The 19,762-nt window shown below is 71.4% G+C and carries 15 protein-coding genes and 1 tRNA gene; 14 read left to right on the top strand and 2 right to left on the bottom strand.

The genetic code is table 11. The features are described 5' to 3' along the window. The first annotated feature begins 5 nt into the window (after positions 1-5). The 8 genes from P8A18_RS10810 (at position 6) to P8A18_RS10845 (ending at position 9,935) form a co-directional block, all read left to right on the top strand. On the top strand, positions 6-2,090 hold the full coding sequence (locus P8A18_RS10810) for an acetyl/propionyl/methylcrotonyl-CoA carboxylase subunit alpha (RefSeq protein ID WP_306053713.1): 2,085 nt from the start codon (positions 6-8) through the stop codon (positions 2,088-2,090). After that, complete coding sequence (locus P8A18_RS10815) at positions 2,087-3,058, top strand: hydroxymethylglutaryl-CoA lyase (protein WP_306053714.1); 972 nt, start codon at positions 2,087-2,089, stop codon at positions 3,056-3,058. The genes P8A18_RS10810 and P8A18_RS10815 overlap by 4 nt, the downstream gene beginning before the upstream one ends. A gap of 8 nt (positions 3,059-3,066) precedes the next feature. Next, positions 3,067-4,233 carry an acyl-CoA dehydrogenase family protein gene (locus P8A18_RS10820; RefSeq protein ID WP_306053715.1) on the top strand — a complete coding sequence of 389 codons (1,167 nt, stop codon included), beginning with the start codon at positions 3,067-3,069 and terminating at the stop codon, positions 4,231-4,233. A 226-nt stretch (positions 4,234-4,459) separates the two neighbouring features. After that, positions 4,460-5,107, top strand: a complete 648-nt coding sequence (locus P8A18_RS10825; RefSeq protein WP_306060813.1) for a UTRA domain-containing protein — start codon at positions 4,460-4,462, stop codon at positions 5,105-5,107. Between the two features lie 53 nt (positions 5,108-5,160). Further along, entirely contained in the window at positions 5,161-5,775 is a 615-nt protein-coding gene (locus P8A18_RS10830) for a YdcF family protein (RefSeq protein ID WP_306060815.1), read from the top strand. A 64-nt stretch (positions 5,776-5,839) separates the two neighbouring features. Further along, a complete protein-coding gene (locus P8A18_RS34290) occupies positions 5,840-8,617 on the top strand; it encodes an eCIS core domain-containing protein (RefSeq protein WP_371933657.1) in 2,778 nt (925 codons plus the stop codon). Then, complete coding sequence (locus P8A18_RS10840) at positions 8,538-8,780, top strand: hypothetical protein (RefSeq protein ID WP_306053716.1); 243 nt, start codon at positions 8,538-8,540, stop codon at positions 8,778-8,780. The genes P8A18_RS34290 and P8A18_RS10840 overlap by 80 nt, the downstream gene beginning before the upstream one ends. A gap of 171 nt (positions 8,781-8,951) precedes the next feature. Next, positions 8,952-9,935 carry an ABC transporter substrate-binding protein gene (locus P8A18_RS10845; protein ID WP_306060818.1) on the top strand — a complete coding sequence of 328 codons (984 nt, stop codon included), beginning with the start codon at positions 8,952-8,954 and terminating at the stop codon, positions 9,933-9,935. Between the two features lie 60 nt (positions 9,936-9,995). On the opposite strand, the gene P8A18_RS10850 is transcribed toward P8A18_RS10845, so the two are convergent. Further along, positions 9,996-11,648, bottom strand: a complete 1,653-nt coding sequence (locus P8A18_RS10850; RefSeq protein WP_306053718.1) for a beta-N-acetylhexosaminidase — start codon at positions 11,646-11,648, stop codon at positions 9,996-9,998. A gap of 323 nt (positions 11,649-11,971) precedes the next feature. On the opposite strand from P8A18_RS10850, the gene P8A18_RS10855 reads away from it, so the two are divergent. Both P8A18_RS10855 and glmS read left to right on the top strand, forming a co-directional pair. Continuing rightward, entirely contained in the window at positions 11,972-12,247 is a 276-nt protein-coding gene (locus tag P8A18_RS10855; RefSeq protein ID WP_018555758.1) for a hypothetical protein, read from the top strand. A 59-nt stretch (positions 12,248-12,306) separates the two neighbouring features. Further along, positions 12,307-14,136 (top strand): glutamine--fructose-6-phosphate transaminase (isomerizing), encoded by a 1,830-nt coding sequence (gene glmS, locus P8A18_RS10860; RefSeq protein ID WP_306053720.1) that lies wholly within the window; start codon positions 12,307-12,309, stop codon positions 14,134-14,136. 201 nt (positions 14,137-14,337) lie between these two features. Here glmS and P8A18_RS10865 read toward each other — a convergent pair whose 3' ends face one another. Beyond that, positions 14,338-14,859 (bottom strand): universal stress protein, encoded by a 522-nt coding sequence (locus tag P8A18_RS10865; protein WP_018555760.1) that lies wholly within the window; start codon positions 14,857-14,859, stop codon positions 14,338-14,340. Between the two features lie 891 nt (positions 14,860-15,750). On the opposite strand from P8A18_RS10865, the gene P8A18_RS10870 reads away from it, so the two are divergent. From P8A18_RS10870 to P8A18_RS10885, 4 genes are all read left to right on the top strand, one after another. Further along, on the top strand, positions 15,751-16,974 hold the full coding sequence (locus tag P8A18_RS10870; RefSeq protein WP_306053721.1) for a helix-turn-helix domain-containing protein: 1,224 nt from the start codon (positions 15,751-15,753) through the stop codon (positions 16,972-16,974). Between the two features lie 75 nt (positions 16,975-17,049). Further along, on the top strand, positions 17,050-17,652 hold the full coding sequence (gene orn / locus P8A18_RS10875) for an oligoribonuclease (RefSeq protein ID WP_306053723.1): 603 nt from the start codon (positions 17,050-17,052) through the stop codon (positions 17,650-17,652). Positions 17,653-17,778: 126 nt separating this feature from the next. Then, positions 17,779-17,851, top strand: a tRNA-His gene (locus P8A18_RS10880). 85 nt (positions 17,852-17,936) lie between these two features. After that, positions 17,937-19,487, top strand: a complete 1,551-nt coding sequence (locus P8A18_RS10885; protein ID WP_306053725.1) for an FMN-binding glutamate synthase family protein — start codon at positions 17,937-17,939, stop codon at positions 19,485-19,487. Positions 19,488-19,762: the final 275 nt, after the last annotated feature.

Here is a 19,762-nt window from a genome sequence, read left to right on the forward strand (position 1 = left end):
AAGAGATGACGATGTTCGACACGGTCCTCGTCGCCAACCGGGGCGAGATCGCGGTCCGGGTCATCCGGACCCTGCGCGAGCTGGGCGTGCGCTCGGTCGCCGTCTTCAGCGACGCGGACGAGGGGGCGCGGCACGTACGGGAGGCCGACACGGCGGTACGGATCGGGCCCGCCTCCGCCTCGGAGAGCTATCTGAGCGCGGACCGGCTCCTGGAGGCGGCCCGCCGCACGGGAGCCCGGGCCGTCCACCCCGGCTACGGCTTCCTCGCGGAGAACGCGGCGTTCGCCCGTGCCTGCGCGGAGGCGGGGCTCGTCTTCATCGGGCCGCCCGCCGACGCGATCTCCCTGATGGGCGACAAGATCCGGGCCAAGGAGACGGTCGCCGCTGCCGGTGTCCCGGTGGTGCCCGGCTCCTCCGGGAGCGGGCTGAGCGACGGCGAGCTGGCGGACGCGGCGGACGCGATCGGCATGCCGGTGCTGCTGAAGCCCTCGGCGGGCGGCGGCGGCAAGGGCATGCGCCTGGTGCGGGACGCGGCGCTGCTCGCGGACGAGATCGCGGCGGCCCGGCGCGAGGCCCGCGCCTCCTTCGGCGACGACACCCTGCTCGTGGAGCGGTGGATCGACCGGCCGCGCCACATCGAGATCCAGGTGCTGGCCGACGCCCACGGCAACGTGGTGCACCTCGGCGAGCGCGAGTGCTCGCTCCAGCGCCGCCACCAGAAGATCATCGAGGAGGCGCCGTCCGTCCTGCTCGACGAGGGGACACGGGCGGCGATGGGCGAGGCGGCCGTCCAGGCGGCGCGCTCCTGCGGTTACGTCGGCGCGGGCACGGTGGAGTTCATCGTCCCGGGCAACGACCCGTCCTCGTACTACTTCATGGAGATGAACACCCGCCTCCAGGTCGAGCATCCGGTGACCGAGCTGGTCACCGGTCTGGACCTGGTGGAGTGGCAGCTGCGGGTCGCCGCCGGGGAGCGGCTGCCGTACGGGCAGGACGACATCACGCTCACCGGGCACGCGGTGGAGGCCCGGGTCTGCGCCGAGGACCCGGCGCGCGGCTTCCTGCCCTCGGGCGGGCGGGTGCTGGCGCTCAGCGAGCCGCAGGGCGGCGGGGTGCGCACGGACTCGGGGCTCGGCGAGGGCGGCGAGGTCGGCAGCCTGTACGACCCAATGCTGTCCAAGGTCATCGCGTACGGCCCCGACCGGGCGACCGCCCTGCGCCGGCTGCGGGCGGCCCTCGCGGACACCGTCGTCCTCGGCGTCCCGACCAACGCGGGCTTCCTGCGCCGGCTCCTCGGCCACCCGGCCGTGGTGGCGGGCGAACTGGACACCGGTCTGGTGGAGCGCGAGGTGGACGCGCTGGTCCCCGAGGGCGTACCGGAGGAGGTGTACGCGGCGGCCGCGCTGCTGCGGCAGCACACCGCGTCCGCCGCCCCCCGCGCCGGGGCCTGGGCCGACCCGTTCTCGGCCGGTGACGGCTGGCGGCTCGGCGGCACCCCGGCCCGGACCCTGCGCGACTTCCACATCCCGGGCCACGACCCGGTCCAGGTGGCCCTGCGGCCGTGCGGCGGCGGGTCCACGGAGCTGACGTTCGGCCATGTCGGCGAGGTCTGCGGCCCGCCGGCCCCGGAATCGGGGGCCTGCGGCCCGCTCGGACCGCTGCCCGGCGGCCCGGAGACCGCGCGGACACTCGCGGTGGACGGCGGCCGCGTCACGCTCGAACTCGCCGGGGTGACCCATGTGTTCGCGTACGCCGTCTCCCCGGAGGGGCACTGGCTCGGCCGGGACGGCGACAGCTGGCACGTACGGGACCACGACCCGGTGGAGGCGTCGCTGACCGGCGCGGCCCGCTCCGGCGCAGACACGCTCGCCGCGCCCATGCCCGGCACCGTCACGGTGGTCAAGGTGGCGGTCGGGGACGAGGTCGTCGCCGGGCAGAGCCTGCTGGTGGTGGAGGCGATGAAGATGGAGCACGTCATCTCCGCCCCGCACGCCGGCACCGTCACCGAACTCGATGTCACGGCCGGGGCCACGGTCGCCATGGACCAGGTACTGGCGGTCGTGGTCCCCGCCGCCGGGGAGGAAGCATGACGACCGCCCGTACCGCCCGCACCCTGCCGATGACCGTGCCCGCCGAGGGTCTGCCCGCCCGGGTCCGTATCCACGAGGTCGGCGCCCGCGACGGCCTCCAGAACGAGAAGGCGGTCGTACCGACGGAGATCAAGGCGGAGTTCGTCCGCCGGCTCGCGGTCGCCGGGCTGACCACGATCGAGGCGACGAGCTTCGTGCACCCCAAGTGGGTGCCCCAGCTCGCCGACGCCGAGCAGCTGTTCCCGATGCTCGGCGACATCGCGGACGTGGGCGACGTGGCGCTGCCGGTCCTCGTGCCGAACGAGCGGGGACTCGACCGGGCCCTGGCGCTCGGGGCCCGCGCCATCGCCGTGTTCGGCTCCGCGACGGAGACCTTCGCCGCCCGCAACCTCAACCGCACGGTGGACGAGTCGCTGGCCATGTTCGAACCCGTGGTGGCCCGTGCCAAGGCGGACGCGGTGCATGTGCGCGGCTACCTCTCCATGTGCTTCGGCGACCCCTGGGAGGGGCCCGTCCCGCTCCCCCAGGTCGTGCGGGTGGCGAAGGCGCTGATGGACCTCGGCTGCGACGAGCTGTCCCTCGGCGACACCATCGGCGTCGCGACCCCCGGCCACGTACAGGCCCTGCTGACCGGGCTGAACGAGGCGGGGGTGCGCACGGAGACGATCGGCGTGCACTTCCACGACACGTACGGGCAGGCCCTGTCCAACACCCTCGCGGCGCTGCGGCACGGCGTGACCACGGTGGACGCGTCGGCCGGCGGCCTCGGCGGCTGCCCGTACGCGAAGAGCGCGACCGGAAATCTCGCCACCGAGGATCTCGTGTGGATGCTCGACGGCCTCGGTATCGAAACCGGGGTCGACCTCGACGAGCTGACCGCCACCAGCGTGTGGCTCGCCGGACACCTGGGCCGACCCAGCCCGTCCCGTACGGTCCGCGCACTCGCGCCCCAGCCCTACAAGGAGTGAACGTCCCCATGTCCCTGGACCACCGGCTGACCGCCGAGCACGAGGAACTGCGCCGCACCGTCGCGGAGTTCGCGCACGACGTCGTCGCCCCGAAGATCGGCGACTTCTACGAGCGGCACGAGTTCCCGTACGAGATCGTGCGCGAGATGGGGCGGATGGGCCTGTTCGGGCTGCCCTTCCCGGAGGAGTACGGCGGGATGGGCGGCGACTACCTCGCGCTCGGCATCGCCCTGGAGGAGCTGGCCCGGGTCGACTCGTCGGTGGCGATCACGCTGGAGGCCGGGGTCTCGCTGGGCGCGATGCCGGTCTTCCGCTTCGGCACGGAGGAGCAGAAGCAGCGGTGGCTGCCGAGGCTCTGCTCCGGTGAGGCGCTCGGCGCGTTCGGCCTGACCGAACCGGACGGCGGCTCGGACGCGGGCGGCACCCGGACGACGGCGGTGCGCGACGAGGCGTCGGGCGAGTGGGTGATCAACGGCTCCAAGTGCTTCATCACCAACTCCGGTACGGACATCACCGAGTTGGTGACGGTCACGGCGGTGACCGGCCGCAAGGAGAACGGCGCCCCGCTGATCTCCTCGATCATCGTCCCGTCCGGCACCCCCGGCTTCACGGTCGCCGCCCCCTACTCCAAGGTCGGCTGGAACGCCTCGGACACCCGGGAGCTGTCCTTCTCCGACGTCCGCGTCCCGCTGGAGAACCTGCTCGGCGAGGAGGGCCGGGGCTACGCCCAGTTCCTGCGCATCCTGGACGAGGGCCGGATCGCCATCTCGGCGCTCTCGACGGGCCTGGCGCAGGGCTGTGTGGACGAGTCGGTGAAGTACGCCGCCGAGCGGCACGCCTTCGGAAAGCCGATCGGCGCCAACCAGGCCATCCAGTTCAAGATCGCGGACATGGAGACGCGGGCGCACATGGCCCGGATCGGCTGGCGGGACGCGGCCTCCCGGCTGCTGGCGGGCGAGCCGTTCAAGAAGGAGGCGGCGATCGCCAAGCTGTACTCCTCGACCGTGGCCGTGGACAACGCCCGCGAGGCGACCCAGATCCACGGCGGCTACGGCTTCATGAACGAGTACCCGGTGGCCCGCATGTGGCGCGACTCCAAGATCCTGGAGATCGGCGAGGGCACGAGCGAGGTGCAGCGGATGCTGATCGCCCGGGAGTTGGGGCTCCAGGCCTGAGGAACTGCACCGAGTGCACCGATCGGGGGTCCGGCACCGGGCCCCCGATCGGCTATCCGGCCCCGCGCGGGCCGAACCCCTCAGTCCTCGCCCTCCGGCACGTAGTCGGGGCACAACGAATGCCCGCACTCACACGGAGGCCAACGCAGCGCCGCACCAGGCACGAGGTCGGCTCCCTCCGCCCCCGAATCGGCTGTCGGGACGATGAGGACGCCGTCCCTCCCGAATCGCCCTGGAGGCCGAGGGTCTGGTCACCTCGTCGCGCGGACACGGCACAGTCGTACGGCAACGGCGTCCGCTCAAGCGTCTCGGTGTCAGCCGGTACGACAAGGCCAAGTGGCGCGACGGCGACGAGGTCGCGTTCATCGCCGACCGCGTGGCTTCCGGGCGCGCCCACAAGCGAGACGACCAGACGCAGACGGTGACACGGGTCGAGGCACCACCCGCCGCCGCTGCCGCGCACGGCCTCGCTCCCGGTTCGCACGTCTACGCCCGCGCACGCGTCGTACGCGAGGCCGGGCAGCCGACGCATACGCTGACCAGCTACTACCGCCCCGAGCACGTCGAGGGCACATGTCTGGTCGACCCTTCCCCGGGCCCTGCCGGCCGGGGCGGCGGCTTTCGCGTGCTCTACGACGCGGGCTACGAAATCGACCGCATGCGCGAGGAACTCTTTGCACGCGCGGCGACCCCCGAGGAGTCGAAACTGCTCATGCCGGCCGGGGGTGAACCGGTGGTCGAACTGCACAGGACCGTGTACACGGCGGACGGAACGGTCGTCGAGTTCGCGATAGGCGTGCACGCCGCCTCACGATTCACCTGGTCGTACGATTTCGACGTTCCCGACTCCGCCCAGGGCGGAGGTACCACGTGACCGTCTCCTCCCAGTCGTGGTCGGACGCCCTGCTGTTGTGGGACCACCACCTGATGCACCACGACCCGCGCCCCTGCTCGGTGGCAATCGGCCTGGGCAGCCATGACCTGGGGGTCGCGGACATGACCGTGCGCCTCTACCAAGGCGGTATGGCCCCCCTCATCGTGTTCACCGGCGCCACCAGCCCCACCACCCGTGCGCGCATGCCGCGCGGTGAGGCCGTGCACTATCGCGAGCGGGCACTCGAACTCGGCGTCCCCGACCGCGCGGTGCTCATCGAGCCGCGCGCCCGCAACACCGGGGAGAACATCCGTTTCTCCCGGGCGGTCCTCGAAGAGGCAGGCGTCCCGATCTCGTCCGTCCTGCTGGTGAGCAAGCCGTACGAGGAACGTCGCGCCCACGCCACCGCACGCAAACTGTGGCCGGGAGTCGCCTTCGTGTGTGCCTCGGCCCCCGTCACGTTCGAGGAGTACCTGGCCTCGATCCAAAACGACCGCATGGTCATCGACATGCTGGTCGGCGCATTGCAGCGTCTGATGATCTACCCGGCGCGGGGCTTCATGGCCGCCGACCCCGTCCCGGACGACGTGGCTGCCGCGTACGAGCGGCTGTGCCGGGCCGGCTTCACGAGCCGGCTCATCGCGGACGGGGCCAACGCGTACGGATAGCCCCCGCGTGTGATGCGCAAGACACCCCTAGCCCGCAGGGGGCGCGATGGCCAATGATCGGAGCATGCGCGCACAGGACAAGCAGGACGCCGCCCCTCGCCCGGTCCGTACGGAGCCCGCTGCCGCGCGCTCGGCCGATGCCGTGGGGCCGGCCGTGGTCTCCGGGGCCGTGGGGCCGGCCGGGCCGGTCGGCCTCGCCGGGGTGGCCGGTCTCGACGGTCTCGCGGGCGCGGTCGGCTCCGGCGGCGCGGGGTCCGGGGGCCGGCTGGGGGCGTTGCAGCGCTCGATGGGCAACGCCGCCGTCGTCCGGGCGCTGGAGCGGCAGTGGCAGGCCGACTGCCGGATACCCGAACTCCCCCACGGGAACGGCGGGTCGGCGCCCGTACAGCGCCATGAGCACGGGCCCTCCTGCGGGCGCGGCGAGCCGGATCCCGTGCAGCGCTCGTCCGTGCCGGACGTGCTGCGCGGCCCCGGGCGGCCGCTGGGCGGTGACGTCCGTACGGAGATGGAGGCGCGGCTCGGCGCCGACTTCTCCGATGTGCGGCTGCACACCGGGCCGGCCGCACAGCGCTCGGCGGCCGAGGTCGGGGCCCGCGCCTACACCTCGGGCAGCCATGTCGTCATCGGCTCCGGCGGCGCGGACCGGCACACGCTGGCCCATGAGCTGACGCACGTCATCCAGCAGCGCCAGGGACCGGTCGCGGGCACCGACAACGGCTCGGGGCTCCGGGTCTCGGACCCCTCCGACCGCTTCGAGCGCGCGGCGGAGGAGAACGCCCGCCGGGTCCTGGCCGGTCCCGCGCCCACCGCGGCGGCGCCCGTGCAGCGGACGGCGGACGGCCCGGCCCGTACCGGCGGGGAGATCGCCGTACAACGCCTCGGCGAGGGCGAGGCTCCCTTCGACCACGCCCAGTACTACGCGCACACGAACTGGCAGGCGTCGGCCGAGCAGTTCGAGCAGCGGCTCGGCGCGTACGCCTTCGGGCACCCGAGGGCGCTCGCGGCGGCGCGCAAGACGGTGAACCGGCTCAAGCAGCTGCTCATCAAGTACAGCCGCATCGAGCACAAGGACTCCGCGCTCGCCAACAAGTCGTTCTTCAAGGACGACCGGACGAGCGCCGGGCAGGTGGGCGAGGAGATGACCACCGCCCAGATCAAAGACTTCTTCTCCCGGGACGGCAACGTCCGTGAGCTGATCACGGCCGTCTACAACGCCGCCTACTACAACAAGGGCGCCGAGCTGTCGCTCAAGAACATCCTCAACAGCATCATCGGGCCCAAGCCGCAGCTGGCGTCGACCCTCGGCATGAACGAGGAGGAGCTGAAGAAGCACTCCGCGTTCCTCAACAGCTGGACCCGGCTGTCCCTGTGGGCCGGGGCGAGTGCCGTCGGCAAGGGGTACAACTACGAGAAGGACCCGTACGCGCTGGGCGGCCTGCTGTGGCAGTCCGACCCGGAGACCATGGCCGGCGACACCTGGGAGATGATCGGCAGCCAGGGACCCCGCAAGGAGCGCAGCGAGGCCGACAAGCTCGCCAACCGCAAAACGCCCCGGGACTACGAGAACCGCGGCGCTCCGCTCGGCGCACGCGAGCTGGAGTTCGCGGGAAAGCCCGGACCCGACGACAAGCTGCCCTGGAACGAGGGCGCGGCCTACTGGGAGATCCAGCAGAACCAGGCCTGGCCGAAGGCGAACGCCGAGCGGGGCATCCCGATCGTCGCCGGCATGTCCGGCACCACGACCCGGATGCTCAAGACCTTCCAGTGGATCAACGTGCCCGGGGTGGATGTCTTCGACTACCGGATGGCGCTGATGGGCTGGATGCTGCCGTCCTGGGACCACTCGCTCTACGAGATCCTGCGCGGCTCCTGGGCGGCCGGGGTCAAGGGGCCGGGCGAGACCGTCGCCCGGGCGGGCAAGGGCGCGGCGCTGATGTACCAGAGCATCGCACCCTTCACGGAGGAGGAGCTGCGCCAACACGTCTGCGTCGACGGGCAGTTCCCGCACGAACTGATGTATCTCGCCCAGGCCAACACGCCCCGCGCGGTCGACCCCGCGGCGAGCGGCTTCATGGAGCCCGGCCAGGCCACGGCGGGTGAAGTACCCCGCAGGTACGCGGACTTCCTCGCGGGCGACACGGCGCCCACGCCGGAGATCGCCGGCTGGAAGGCGAGGAACAACGGTGCCTCCACCGCGGCCCTCGCGGAGCGGCTCAAGCCCGCCCACGCGACCGCGCTGATGGCGTACACCGGGGGCGCGCACCAGATGATCAACTCGGTGGTGCGCAGCCGGCTGCTGCCCGAGGGGTACGCGCCGTACGGCACCGCCGGCCTGGCCACCACCGGTGCCGAGGCGCTGTCGCTCCAGCAGATCAAGAAGCAGCTCAAGTGGGCCGCCCAGGACCCCAAGAGCGAGCCGGTGAACACCCTGGACGAGGACGCGGTGATCGCGCCGCAGCTCGCGGCCGCCCAGGGCACGGACCCGACGGCCAAGAAGGCGGCCGTCGCCGTCATCGACGCGCGCATCGACCTTCTCGCGCCCGTGCTCTTCGAGGAGATGAAGGCGCACGCCGACATGACGATGGAGGCGCTGAAGCGGCTGCCCCCCGTCCGGCACCGTCTTCCGCGGCGACTGGAACGCGGGCGGCGACGAGTCGGTGTACCAGCTCGGCAAGCAGGCCGCGCTGAACTACCGGCCGGGGTCCGTCTTCACCACCTCGTTCGACAGCACCAGCAGGGACGAACCCGTGGCCATGGGCTTCATGCGCGGCCAGAAGGTCTCCGGCAAGGCGACGCACCGGATCCTGCTGGAGCTGACGCTCACCGGCAAGTACGGCCGTGACGTCGAACCCTTCCACCGCTACCAGAACACCGAGTCCGAGGTCCTGCTCATGCCGGGTGCGAACTTCAAGGTGACCAGGAGCGAGTGGAAGCAGGACCCGCACCACGACGCGACGAAGGGCGGCAGCGCCTGGTACGAGCACGTCTGGGCGACGGAGGCCTGAGGGCGGCGCCGCGTCCACCGGGGCCGGGCCCCATCGGCAGGTCGCCACACGCTGAGGTTAGGCTAGCCTTCCTTCGAACGTGTCACCTGCCGGTCTCCGGCTCGTACGAAAGCGGATTCCGTCATGCGCACTGCCCGAGCGTCCCGTCCCACCCGCCGTGGCCTGCTGGCCATGGGCGGCGCCGTTGGTCTCGGCGCCGTGCTCGCGGCCTGCGGCGGCAGCGGCTCGAAGGACTCGGCCGCCTCCGGCTCCAGGAGCGCGGACGCCGGGCCGTGGAAGTTCCGGGACGACCGCGGGCAGAGTGCCGAGGCGAAGTCCGTCCCGAAGAACATCGTCGCCTTCACCGGTGTCGCCGCCGCCCTCCACGACTACGGCATCGAGGTCAAGGCCGTCTTCGGCCCGACGAGGACCAAGGACGGCAAGGCCGATGTGCAGGCCGGCGACCTGGACATCAGCAAGGTCGAGATCCTGGGCAACGTCTGGGGCGAGTTCAACGTCGAGAAGTACGCGGCGCTCGGCCCGGAGCTGCTGGTCACCGCGATGTGGGAGAAGGACGCCCTCTGGTACGTGCCGGACCAGTCCAAGGACAAGATCCTGAAGCTGGCCCCGAGCGTCGCCCTGTGGGCCGCCCGGACCACCATCCCCAAGGCCATCCAGCGCCACGAGGACCTCGCGGCCTCGCTCGGCGCCGACGTCGGGGCCGCCGGGGTCGTCGCCGCGAAGACCCGCTTCGAGAAGGCCGCGGCCCGGCTGCGCGCCGCCGCGAAGTCCAAGCCGGAGATCAAGGTCATGATCGGCTCGGCCAGCCAGGACCTGTTTTACGTCTCGCTCGCCAAGATGTCCGCCGACACCCTGTACTTCCAGGAGCTGGGCGTGGGCTTCGTCGAGCCGAAGGTGGACGAGGCGGGCTTCTTCGAGAACCTGAGCTGGGAGAACGTCGACAAGTACGCGGCCGACATCATCATGATGGACAACCGCTCCTCGGCCCTCCAGCCCGACGCGCTCACCTCCAAGCCGACCTGGGCGCAGCTGCCGGCCGTCAAGGCGGGCCAGGTCATCCCGCGTACCACCGAGCCGATCTACAGCTACGACAAGTGCGCGCCGATCCTGGAGGACCTGGCGAAGGCCATCGAGGACGCCAAGAAGGTCGCCTGACCCCGGCGGACCGGGTCCGTGCGGCAGGCCGGGGGCACGCGGCCCCCGGCCTCCGTCATGTCACCCCGCGGCGGCCGGCCACGGGACCTGGGGCGAGCGGTAGTAGTCGATCCCCTGCGCGGTGAACCGCTCCCCGAGGCCCGCCAGCCGCACCTTGTAGGTGTTCCAGTCGTGCGTGGAGGCGGGTGACCAGCCCAGCTCGGCCGCGCCCGGCAGCCTCGGGAACGCCATCGCGTCGATGTCGTCGCTGTCGGTCAGGGTCTCCGACCAGATCGGCGCCTCGACGCCGAGGACGGCGCTCTCGGGCGTGCCGGGGAGGTAGGTCGCCGGGTCCCAGTCGTAGGAGCGCTTGACCTCGACCAGCCCGGCCCACTTCAGGCCCAGTTCCGTCTGGTCGTTGTACTTCATGTCGAGGTACACCCGGTCCGCCGGGGAGAGCACCAGCTTGGTGCCCTTCTTCGCCGCGTCGACCACCTGGGCGCGGTCCGCGGCGCTCGTCGCGTCGTAGCCCCAGTACTGGGCGACCGCGCCCTTGACCGGGTCGGCCCCGGTGAGCTGGTGCCAGCCCATCACGGTCTTGCCGTACTTCCCGACGACGGCCTGCGCCCGCTCCATGATCGTGACGTAGTCCTCGTGGCTGGTGGAGTGCGCCTCGTCGCCGCCGATGTGGAAGTACCGGCCGGGCGTGAGCGCGGCCACCTCGCGCACGACGTCGTCGATGAAGTCGTACGTGACGTCCTTGCCGGCGCACAGGGAGCTGAAGCCGACCTTGATGCCGGTGTAGAGCGGGGGCGCGACGCCGTCGCAGTTCAGCTCGGCGTACGAGGCGAGGGCGGCGTTGGTGTGGCCGGGCATGTCGATCTCCGGCACGACCTCCAGGTAGCGGGAGGCCGCGTAGCGCACGATCTCCTGGTACTGGGCCTTGGTGTAGTAGCCGCCGGTCCCGCCGCCGACCTCCGTGGAGCCGCCGTACGTGGCCAGCTTCGGCCAGGAGTCGACGGCGATGCGCCAGCCCTGGTCGTCGGAGAGGTGGATGTGGAAGGTGTTCATCTTGTACTGGGCGACCTGGTCGATGTAGCGCTTGACCTCGTCGACCGAGAAGAAGTGCCGGGAGACGTCGAGCATCGCGCCCCGGTAGCCGTAGCGCGGGGTGTCGGTGATGCTGCCGCCCGCGACGCGCCACTGCACCTTCTGCGGGCTGTCGCGCTCCACCTGGGCCGGGAGCAGCTGACGCAGCGTCTGGACGCCGTGGAAGAGGCCGGCCGGCTGCCGGGCGGTGATGGTGACGGAACCGGCCGCCGAGGTGAGGGTGTATCCCTCGGCGCCCAGCTTGCCGGCGCGCGGGTCGAGCCGGAGCCGGATGCCGTCGGCGCCGTCGCCCTCGGTGACCGGGAGGGCGTATCCGGTGGAGGGGCGCAGCAGGCCCGCCAGGTACTCGCCGACCTTCCGGGCTTCGCCGGACGCGCCGACGGCCCGGATGCGGGTGGCCGGGGTGAGGGTGTACGGGTCGCCGCCCGGTCTCACCGAGGCGGGCGCCGGCACCACCTGGCCGAGGGGCCGGGGGGCCCACGCGGTTGCGGTGTTGCCGGCGGCGGACGCGGTGGGGGCCGCGCACGCGGTGGAGACACCGGCCGCCGCCACGAGGAGCAACGAGCCGAGAAGCCGGGGCAGCGTGCGGGGAAGAGCCCTGCGCCGGGCGGTGTGCAGTCTCACAACCGGGTCCCTTTCTACGGGTTCGCTCTGCTGGGTCTTCGGCCTTTCGCACCGTCGCCATGCGTACCGCGTGCCTCACGGATGGTCAAGGTGTAGACCACGGCCGGGCGTTGGCCGGTCCGGCACCCGGTAGATGCTTTATGGCTTATCGACCAATTCACCCCATCGGCTCCGACCAGTGCCGCGACCACCCCCTCCCGCGTGGCCGCGCACCACCCCGCGAAATCCACCCAAGCCAGAAAAAGAGGGCCACTCTCCCACTTCTCTGCCCGATATCGGGCAGGATTGTTGCGCTCGCGCTCCGTGCGCAGCAATATCGACGGGTGCTCGAACGCCGCTCGTCGTACGACGACCTCATTGACCACGTGGTGCGCAGCACCGCGCTGCCCCGCGGTGAAGCCGCCCGGGTGATCCTCGACGTGCTGGCGTACTTCGACGAGACGACGGAGGCCTTCGTCCGCCGCCGCCACCGCGAACTGCAGTCCGGCGGCCTGGTGAACAAGGACATCTTCGAACGGATCGCGGCCGAACTGCCGCACCGGGCCGTCGCACCCCCGGAGCTCTCGCTCCGTCAGCTGCGCCGCATCGTCTACGGCTGAGACCGCCTCACGGCCGGGCACCCCTTTTACCTGTACGTCGATGGAGGGCGGAAAGCTCTATGTGCGGAATCGTCGGTTATATCGGAAAGCGTGACGTGGCCCCGCTGCTGCTGGAGGGCCTCCAGCGGCTGGAGTACCGGGGGTACGACTCCGCGGGCATCGTGATCACCGGGAAGCCGGCGGCCGGGAAGCCCGCCGCCCTGAGGTCGGTCAAGGCCAAGGGCCGGGTCCGCGAGCTGGAGTCCCGGGTCCCCAAGCGCTTCGCCGGCACGACCGGCATCGCCCACACCCGCTGGGCCACCCACGGCGCCCCGAGCGACGAGAACGCCCACCCCCACCTGGACGCCGAGGGCAAGGTCGCCGTCGTCCACAACGGGATCATCGACAACGCCGCCGAGCTGCGCGCCCGGCTGACCGCCGACGGCGTCGCCTTCCTCTCCGAGACCGACACCGAGGTGCTGGTCCACCTGATCGCCCGCTCGGAGGCCAAGACCCTGGAGGAGAAGGTCCGCGAGGCCCTGCGCTCCGTCGAGGGCACGTACGGCATCGCGGTCCTGCACGCCGACTTCAACGACCGCATCGTCGTCGCCCGCAACGGCTCCCCGGTCGTCCTGGGCATCGGCGAGAAGGAGATGTTCGTCGCCTCCGACGTCGCCGCCCTGGTCGCCCACACCCGCCAGGTCGTCACCCTGGACGACGGCGAGATGGCCACCCTCAAGGCCGACGACTTCCGTACGTACACCACGGAGGGCTCGACCACGACGGCCACGCCGACCACCGTGGAGTGGGAGGCCGAGTCGTACGACATGGGCGGCCACGACACGTACATGCACAAGGAGATCTCCGAGCAGGCCGACGCGGTCGACCGGGTGCTGCGCGGCCGGATCGACGACCGGTTCTCCACCGTGCACCTGGGCGGGCTCAACCTGGACGCCCGCGAGGCGCGCGGGGTCCGCCGGATCAAGATCCTCGGCTGCGGCACCTCGTACCACGCGGGCCAGATCGGTGCCCAGCTGATCGAGGAGCTGGCCCGCATCCCCGCGGACGCCGAGCCGGCCTCCGAGTTCCGCTACCGCAACCCGGTGGTGGACCCCGACACGCTGTACGTGGCGGTCTCGCAGTCCGGTGAGACGTACGACGTGCTGGCGGCCGTCCAGGAGCTGAAGCGCAAGGGCGCGCGGGTCCTCGGCGTGGTCAACGTGGTCGGCTCCGCGATCGCCCGGGAGGCCGACGGCGGTACGTACGTCCACGCGGGCCCCGAGGTGTGCGTGGTGTCCACCAAGTGCTTCACCAACACCGTGGTCGCGTTCGCGCTGCTCGCCCTGCACCTGGGCCGTATCCGGGACCTGTCGGTCGCCGACGGCAAGCGGATCATCGAGGGGCTGCGCAGGCTGCCCGCGCAGATCAGCGAGATCCTCGACAACGAGGACGAGATCAAGAAGCTGGCCGCGGAGTACGCGGACGCCAAGTCGATGATGTTCATCGGCCGGGTGCGCGGCTACCCCGTCGCCCGCGAGGCCTCGCTGAAGCTCAAGGAGGTCTCGTACATCCACGCCGAGGCCTACCCCGCGTCCGAGCTGAAGCACGGCCCGCTCTCCCTCATCGAGCCCGCGATGCCGACCGTGGCGATCGTGCCGGACGACGACCTGCTGGAGAAGAACCGCGCCGCGATGGAGGAGATCAAGGCCCGCAGCGGCCGCATCCTCGCCGTGGCCCACCAGGTCCAGGAGAAGGCCGACCACACCATCGTCGTACCGAAGAACGAGAACGAGCTGGACCCGATCCTCATGGGCATCCCGCTCCAGCTCTTCGCGTACCACACGGCACTGGCCATGGGCCGGGACATCGACAAGCCGCGGAACCTGGCCAAGTCCGTCACCGTCGAGTGACCCCACCGCCACGCGTGGAAACGGCCCCGCACCCACACCCCGTGGGTGCGGGGCCGTTTCCACAGGGGCCCGGGGAACCCGCTACGTGTCGGTAATGTCACTCGATCGGCGTTTTCCACAGGCGAGTTGACGCCACCGCGAGCAGGCGTACGAAATGCCCGGAAGGCCGGGAAGAGCGAGCCCCGGGCGGTCCGGCGCGGGCTACGGGATGACGACGACGGGGCGCTGGGCGCGGCGGGCCAGCCGGCCCGCGACCGAGCCGAAGATCCGGCCCACGATGCCGTGCGTGGAGCCCACGACGATCGCGTCGGCCGAGTACTCCCTGCCGACCTCCTCCAGCTCGTGGCAGATGTCCCCGCCGCGCTCCACGAGCACCCAGGGCACCTCGGCGAGGTAGTCCGCGCAGGCGAGCTCCAGACCGAGGACCTCGGTGCGGTGGTCGGGCACGTCCACGAAGACGGGGGGCTCGCAGCCCGCCCAGACCGTGGTCGGCAGCCGGTTGGCGACATGGACGATGATCAGCCCGGAGCCCGTCCTCCGGGACATGCCGATGGCATAGGCGAGGGCCCGCTCGCTGGAGGTCGAGCCGTCGAAGCCGACGACGACCCCATGCCGGAAGGCGGGATCGCACGGACGGCGCGCTTCTTCGGCCGCCTGCGGGCCCGACATGGGGTCGGCTACCTGCTTGCGGTCCGCGGGTTCGGGGATTTCGTGACCGGCCATCGGTGTCTCGGCGAAGAGAGTCCTCGTGAGGAGAGCGACGTGGGGAAGGTGCGTCAGCGGGCTGTGTCGTGGTGTCCGGGAATCATCTTCCCAACCCCTTACCCCCAAGGGTACGGCGCCATTCCTCCACTGCCCGTCCCGCGCACGGCGCATGCGACGTTTCCCGGAGCATGCCCGAGACCGGGCCCGGATGGCAATGCCGGTTGCCCGGTACAACGACGTCGCGCCCCGGCCCGGCCGCCCCGTGCGGCCTTGCCGGGCCCGGCCGGTGTCCGTCTCGGGGGCTTTTGCCCGGCCAACCGGAAGCCACCCGTCCGGGCGACGGAGCCGTCGCGCGCAGGCGCGTCCGGAACCCATCGGGCGAGTGACCCCCGCCGCGGTCCGGTGGCCGGTATTCGGCTGCCGGCCCCTCCCGGCGCGCCGGCCGGGCCGACTCGGCCGCACGCCCCGGCGAGGGGGCGTGCGGGGGCGGATGGGCGCCCTGGGTTGTGCGCCGGTAGAACGACTGATTTCCGCACACGCGACCGTACATTTCCAGCCAACTTCGGGGGCCGGTTGATTCCTTGCCGAAATGGCCGGTCAACCCCCTTGCCACCAGGCAGGAAGAGACCGAGCGGTACGCTTCCGCCCAATGGGGACGGGCCATGAACGCCGGGCGTACTTCCCTGTGCGACTCACGAGTGAAACGCTTCGTGATCGAACGCTTCCCGCCAGGTTGCCTTGTCGACAATGAGCCGGTTGGTGAACTTGTCACGACGGCACCACGGGACGCAGTAGATTCGATCTTGGGCGTCGAAGGCCGGGGACTCGTGCACGACCGAGGGGACAAGTGCAGGTGCGACAGGCCCGTAAGGACCAGGAAGACGCGAACACCGAGGGGGGCTTAGCGTCATGAGCCAGGACTCCGCCACCGCAACGGAGGCTGTACGGAAGCTGGGTGGACGACGACGCCGGGAAGTCGTCGCCGTACTGCTGTTCAGCGGTGGCCCCATCTTCGAGAGCTCCATCCCGCTGTCGGTGTTCGGAATCGACCGCCAGGACGCGGGAGTTCCACGCTACCGGTTGCTCGTGTGCAGCGGTGAAGAGGGACCGCTGCGCACTACCGGTGGACTCGAACTGACCGCGCCCTACGGGCTGGAGGCGATCAGCAGGGCCGGCACCGTCGTGGTGCCCGCCTGGCGCTCGATCACCTCACCGCCGCCCGTGGAGGCGCTGGAGGCGCTGCGCCGTGCCCACGAGGAGGGCGCCCGCATCGTCGGACTGTGCACGGGGGCCTTCGTCCTCGCCGCCGCCGGGCTGCTGGACGGCCGCCCGGCCACCACGCACTGGATGTACGCGCCGACGCTGGCCAAGCGCTATCCGTCGGTGCACGTCGATCCGCGCGAGCTGTTCGTCGACGACGGCGACGTGCTCACCTCCGCCGGAACGGCGGCCGGCATCGATCTCTGCCTGCACATAGTCCGCACGGACCACGGCACGGAGGCCGCCGGGGCACTGGCCCGCCGGCTCGTCGTGCCGCCCCGGCGCAGTGGCGGACAGGAGCGCTACCTCGACAGGTCTTTACCGGAGGAAATCGGTTCCGACCCGCTCGCCGAGGTCGTCGCCTGGGCGCTGGAGCATCTGCACGAGCAGTTCGACGTGGAGACGCTGGCCGCGCGTGCCTACATGAGCCGGCGCACCTTCGACCGGAGATTCCGCTCGCTCACCGGCAGCGCACCGCTCCAGTGGCTGATCACCCAGCGGGTGCTCCAGGCACAGCGGCTGCTGGAGACGTCCGACTACTCGGTGGACGAGGTCGCGGGCCGCTGCGGCTTCCGCTCGCCGGTCGCGCTGCGCGGGCACTTCCGCCGCCAGCTGGGCTCCTCCCCCGCCGCGTACCGGGCCGCCTACCGGGCCCGCCGTCCGCAGGGCGGGATGCCGGAGCCGGTCGCGACGGTCACGGAGGTGGCGGTGCCCGCCCAGGGGACCGCCACGACCCGCCGGACCGCCGTCGCGGGCCCGTCCGCCGCCGCACCCTCGGCGCTGGACGCGGGCCGCGCCGAGCACGGGAAGGCGGGCGCCGACGTGTACGCCGCGGGGCGCCCGGCCCTGCCCGGACAGCGGAGTGCCCCGTAGGGCCGGGCCTGTCGTCGCGTTCCCGCCCTCCGGGCGGACGACGGGAATGCGACGACAGGCCCTAGGGTGGGGCGCATGAACGACCGCATGGTGTGGATCGACTGCGAGATGACCGGGCTCTCGTTGACGGAAGACGCACTCATCGAGGTGGCCGCACTGGTCACCGACTCGGAGTTGAACGTGCTCGGCGAAGGGGTGGACATCGTGATCCGCCCGCCGGACGCGGCACTGGAGACCATGCCCGAGGTGGTGCGGCAGATGCACACCGCCTCGGGCCTCCTGGACGAGCTGGCCGGCGGCACCACGCTGGCCGACGCCCAGGAGCAGGTCCTCGCCTACGTCCGCGAGCACGTGAAGGAGCCCGGCAAGGCGCCGCTCTGCGGCAACTCGGTGGGCACCGACCGCGGCTTCCTCGCCCGCGACATGCCGCTGCTGGAGGGCTACCTCCACTACCGGATCGTGGACGTCTCCTCGGTCAAGGAGCTGGCCCGCCGCTGGTTCCCGAGGGCGTACTTCAACAGCCCGGAGAAGAACGGCAACCACCGGGCCCTCGCCGACATCCGCGACTCCATCACGGAGCTGCGGTACTACCGCGAGGCGGTCTTCGTGCCCCAGCCCGGCCCGGACTCCGAGCGGGCGAAGGGGATCGCGGCGCGCCTGTCGCAGCCCTCCGCCTGACACCGCCGCGAAGCCGCTGGTCACCGCCCTTCCGGGGGCCGTGACCGGCGGCCGGGCAATGGGGGCGCGAGCACCCTCCGAGACCCTGTACACTTTTTCTCGGCCGGTCGGAAACGACCGGACATGGTGGGTATAGCTCAGATGGTAGAGCACCTGGTTGTGGTCCAGGATGTCGCGGGTTCGAGTCCCGTTACTCACCCTTGATGAAGAAGGGCCGGTTCGCTTGGGCGAACCGGCCCTTCTCTATGGTCGGGGCTGTCCCACAGTCGAAGAGAGGAACGCTCATGCGCGCCCGGAGTATCGGCACGGCCGCAGCGGCGGCACTGGCGCTGGTGGCAGCCCGCGACCTCGTGCAGAAGAAGCACGCGCTGCTCAGGAACTTTCCCGTGATCGGCCACGCCCGGTATCTGCTGGAGAGGATCGGGCCGGAGCTGCGGCAGTACGTCGTGACCTCCAACGAGGAGGAGCGCCCCTTCAGCCGCGACCAGCGCACCTGGATCTACGCCTCCGCGAAGGAGGAGAACAACTACTTCGGCTTCGGCACGGACATGGACGTGGAGCATGTGCAGGGCCACGCGTATGTGAAGCAGCGCACATTCGCCGGCCCGCTGCCCGACCTCCACGACCCGCAGGCCCCGCTGCCCTCGGCCAAGGTGCTGGGCGGTCCGCGCGGGCGGGCCAAGGCGTTCCGTCCGGCGAGCGTGGTGAACATCTCCGCGATGAGCTTCGGCTCGCTGTCGGGCGCGGCCGTCACGGCTCTGAACAAGGGCGCGGCACTGGCCGGCGCCCTGCAGAACACCGGCGAGGGCGGCCTCTCCCCGTACCACCGCAACGGCGGCGACCTGATCCTCCAGATCGGCACCTCGTACTTCGGCTGCCGCAACGAGGACGGCACCTTCAGCCTCGACAAGCTCAAGGGCGTGGTCGCGGGCGCCCCGGTCAAGGCGATAGAGATCAAGCTCTCGCAGGGCGCGAAGCCGGGGCTCGGCGGGCTGCTGCCGGGTGCGAAGGTCACCCCCGAGATCGCCGAGATCCGGGGCATCCCGGCCGGCGAGGACTGCGCCTCCCCCTCTCGGCACACCGCCTTCCACGACGTCGACTCGATGCTCGACTTCGTCGAACTGATCGCCGACGCGACCGGGCTGCCGGTCGGGATCAAGAGCGCTGTCGGGGAGATGAGCTTCTGGGAGGAGCTGGCCACCCTGATGGCGCGGGGTGATCGCGGGGTCGACTTCGTGACCGTCGACGGAGGCGAGGGCGGCACCGGCGCGGCACCCCTCATCTTCTCCGACTCGGTGTCGCTGCCGTTCCGGATGGGCTTCTCCCGCGTCTACGGCACGTTCGCCGAGCGGGGCCTGACGGACGACATCACCTTCATCGGTTCCGGCAAGCTCGGCCTGCCCGAGAACGCCGTCGTCGCGTTCGCCCTGGGTGTCGACATGATCAACGTCGCCCGTGAGGCGATGCTGTCCATCGGCTGCATCCAGGCGCAGAAGTGCCACACCGACAAGTGCCCCACCGGCATCGCCACCCAGGACCCGTGGCTGGTGCGCGGCGTCGACGCCCCCTCGAAGGCCACCCGCGCCGCCGTCTACCTGCGCACCCTGCGCAAGGAGCTGCTGAAGATCTCGGGCGCTGTGGGTGTCGCCCACCCGGCGCTCATCACCACCGGCGACATTGAGATCATGAACGGCGACTACGAGGCCCGCGTCCTGGCGGGCGTCTACGGCTACAAGGACGGCTGGGGCGAGCTCGGCCCGGACCTCGCCCAGGAGATCACCGCACTCCTCACGGCCGAACCGGCCGCTCCCGACGAGGCCGGTACCGACGTGTGACGAGCCGCCGATCGCCCGGTGCCTGATCCGATCCGGGAGGCCGGGCGGTGCGATCGGCCGGGCGGGGCGTCCGCGCTCTCGCAGCCGCCCGCGCCCCGGGCCCGGGAGGGGTGAGCACGCGAACCACGCTGCCGCTCAGCACCTGACCGCCGTGCGCCCCCTTCTTCAACTCCACGCACCCCCGGCCTGGGACGCAGCCGTACCCGATCCGGGGATCAGACGCGCTTGCGGTGCCGCATCACGGCCATGGCGGCCGCACCGGCAGAGCGACACCC

The sequence above is a fragment of the Streptomyces sp. Mut1 genome (assembly GCF_030719295.1).
Classification (GTDB): domain Bacteria; phylum Actinomycetota; class Actinomycetes; order Streptomycetales; family Streptomycetaceae; genus Streptomyces; species Streptomyces castrisilvae.

Coding starts and splice junctions, on each gene's coding strand:
- P8A18_RS10830 (WP_306060815.1), top strand. CDS start 5,161: ATGCACCACGACCCGCGCCCCTGCTCGGTGGCAATCGGCCTGGGCAGC.
- glmS (WP_306053720.1), top strand. CDS start 12,307: ATGTGCGGAATCGTCGGTTATATCGGAAAGCGTGACGTGGCCCCGCTG.
- P8A18_RS10885 (WP_306053725.1), top strand. CDS start 17,937: ATGCGCGCCCGGAGTATCGGCACGGCCGCAGCGGCGGCACTGGCGCTG.
- P8A18_RS10840 (WP_306053716.1), top strand. CDS start 8,538: ATGCGCGGCCAGAAGGTCTCCGGCAAGGCGACGCACCGGATCCTGCTG.
- P8A18_RS10870 (WP_306053721.1), top strand. CDS start 15,751: ATGAGCCAGGACTCCGCCACCGCAACGGAGGCTGTACGGAAGCTGGGT.
- orn (WP_306053723.1), top strand. CDS start 17,050: ATGAACGACCGCATGGTGTGGATCGACTGCGAGATGACCGGGCTCTCG.
- P8A18_RS34290 (WP_371933657.1), top strand. CDS start 5,840: ATGCGCGCACAGGACAAGCAGGACGCCGCCCCTCGCCCGGTCCGTACG.
- P8A18_RS10845 (WP_306060818.1), top strand. CDS start 8,952: ATGGGCGGCGCCGTTGGTCTCGGCGCCGTGCTCGCGGCCTGCGGCGGC.
- P8A18_RS10865 (WP_018555760.1), bottom strand. CDS start 14,859: ATGGCCGGTCACGAAATCCCCGAACCCGCGGACCGCAAGCAGGTAGCC.
- P8A18_RS10810 (WP_306053713.1), top strand. CDS start 6: ATGACGATGTTCGACACGGTCCTCGTCGCCAACCGGGGCGAGATCGCG.
- P8A18_RS10820 (WP_306053715.1), top strand. CDS start 3,067: ATGTCCCTGGACCACCGGCTGACCGCCGAGCACGAGGAACTGCGCCGC.
- P8A18_RS10815 (WP_306053714.1), top strand. CDS start 2,087: ATGACGACCGCCCGTACCGCCCGCACCCTGCCGATGACCGTGCCCGCC.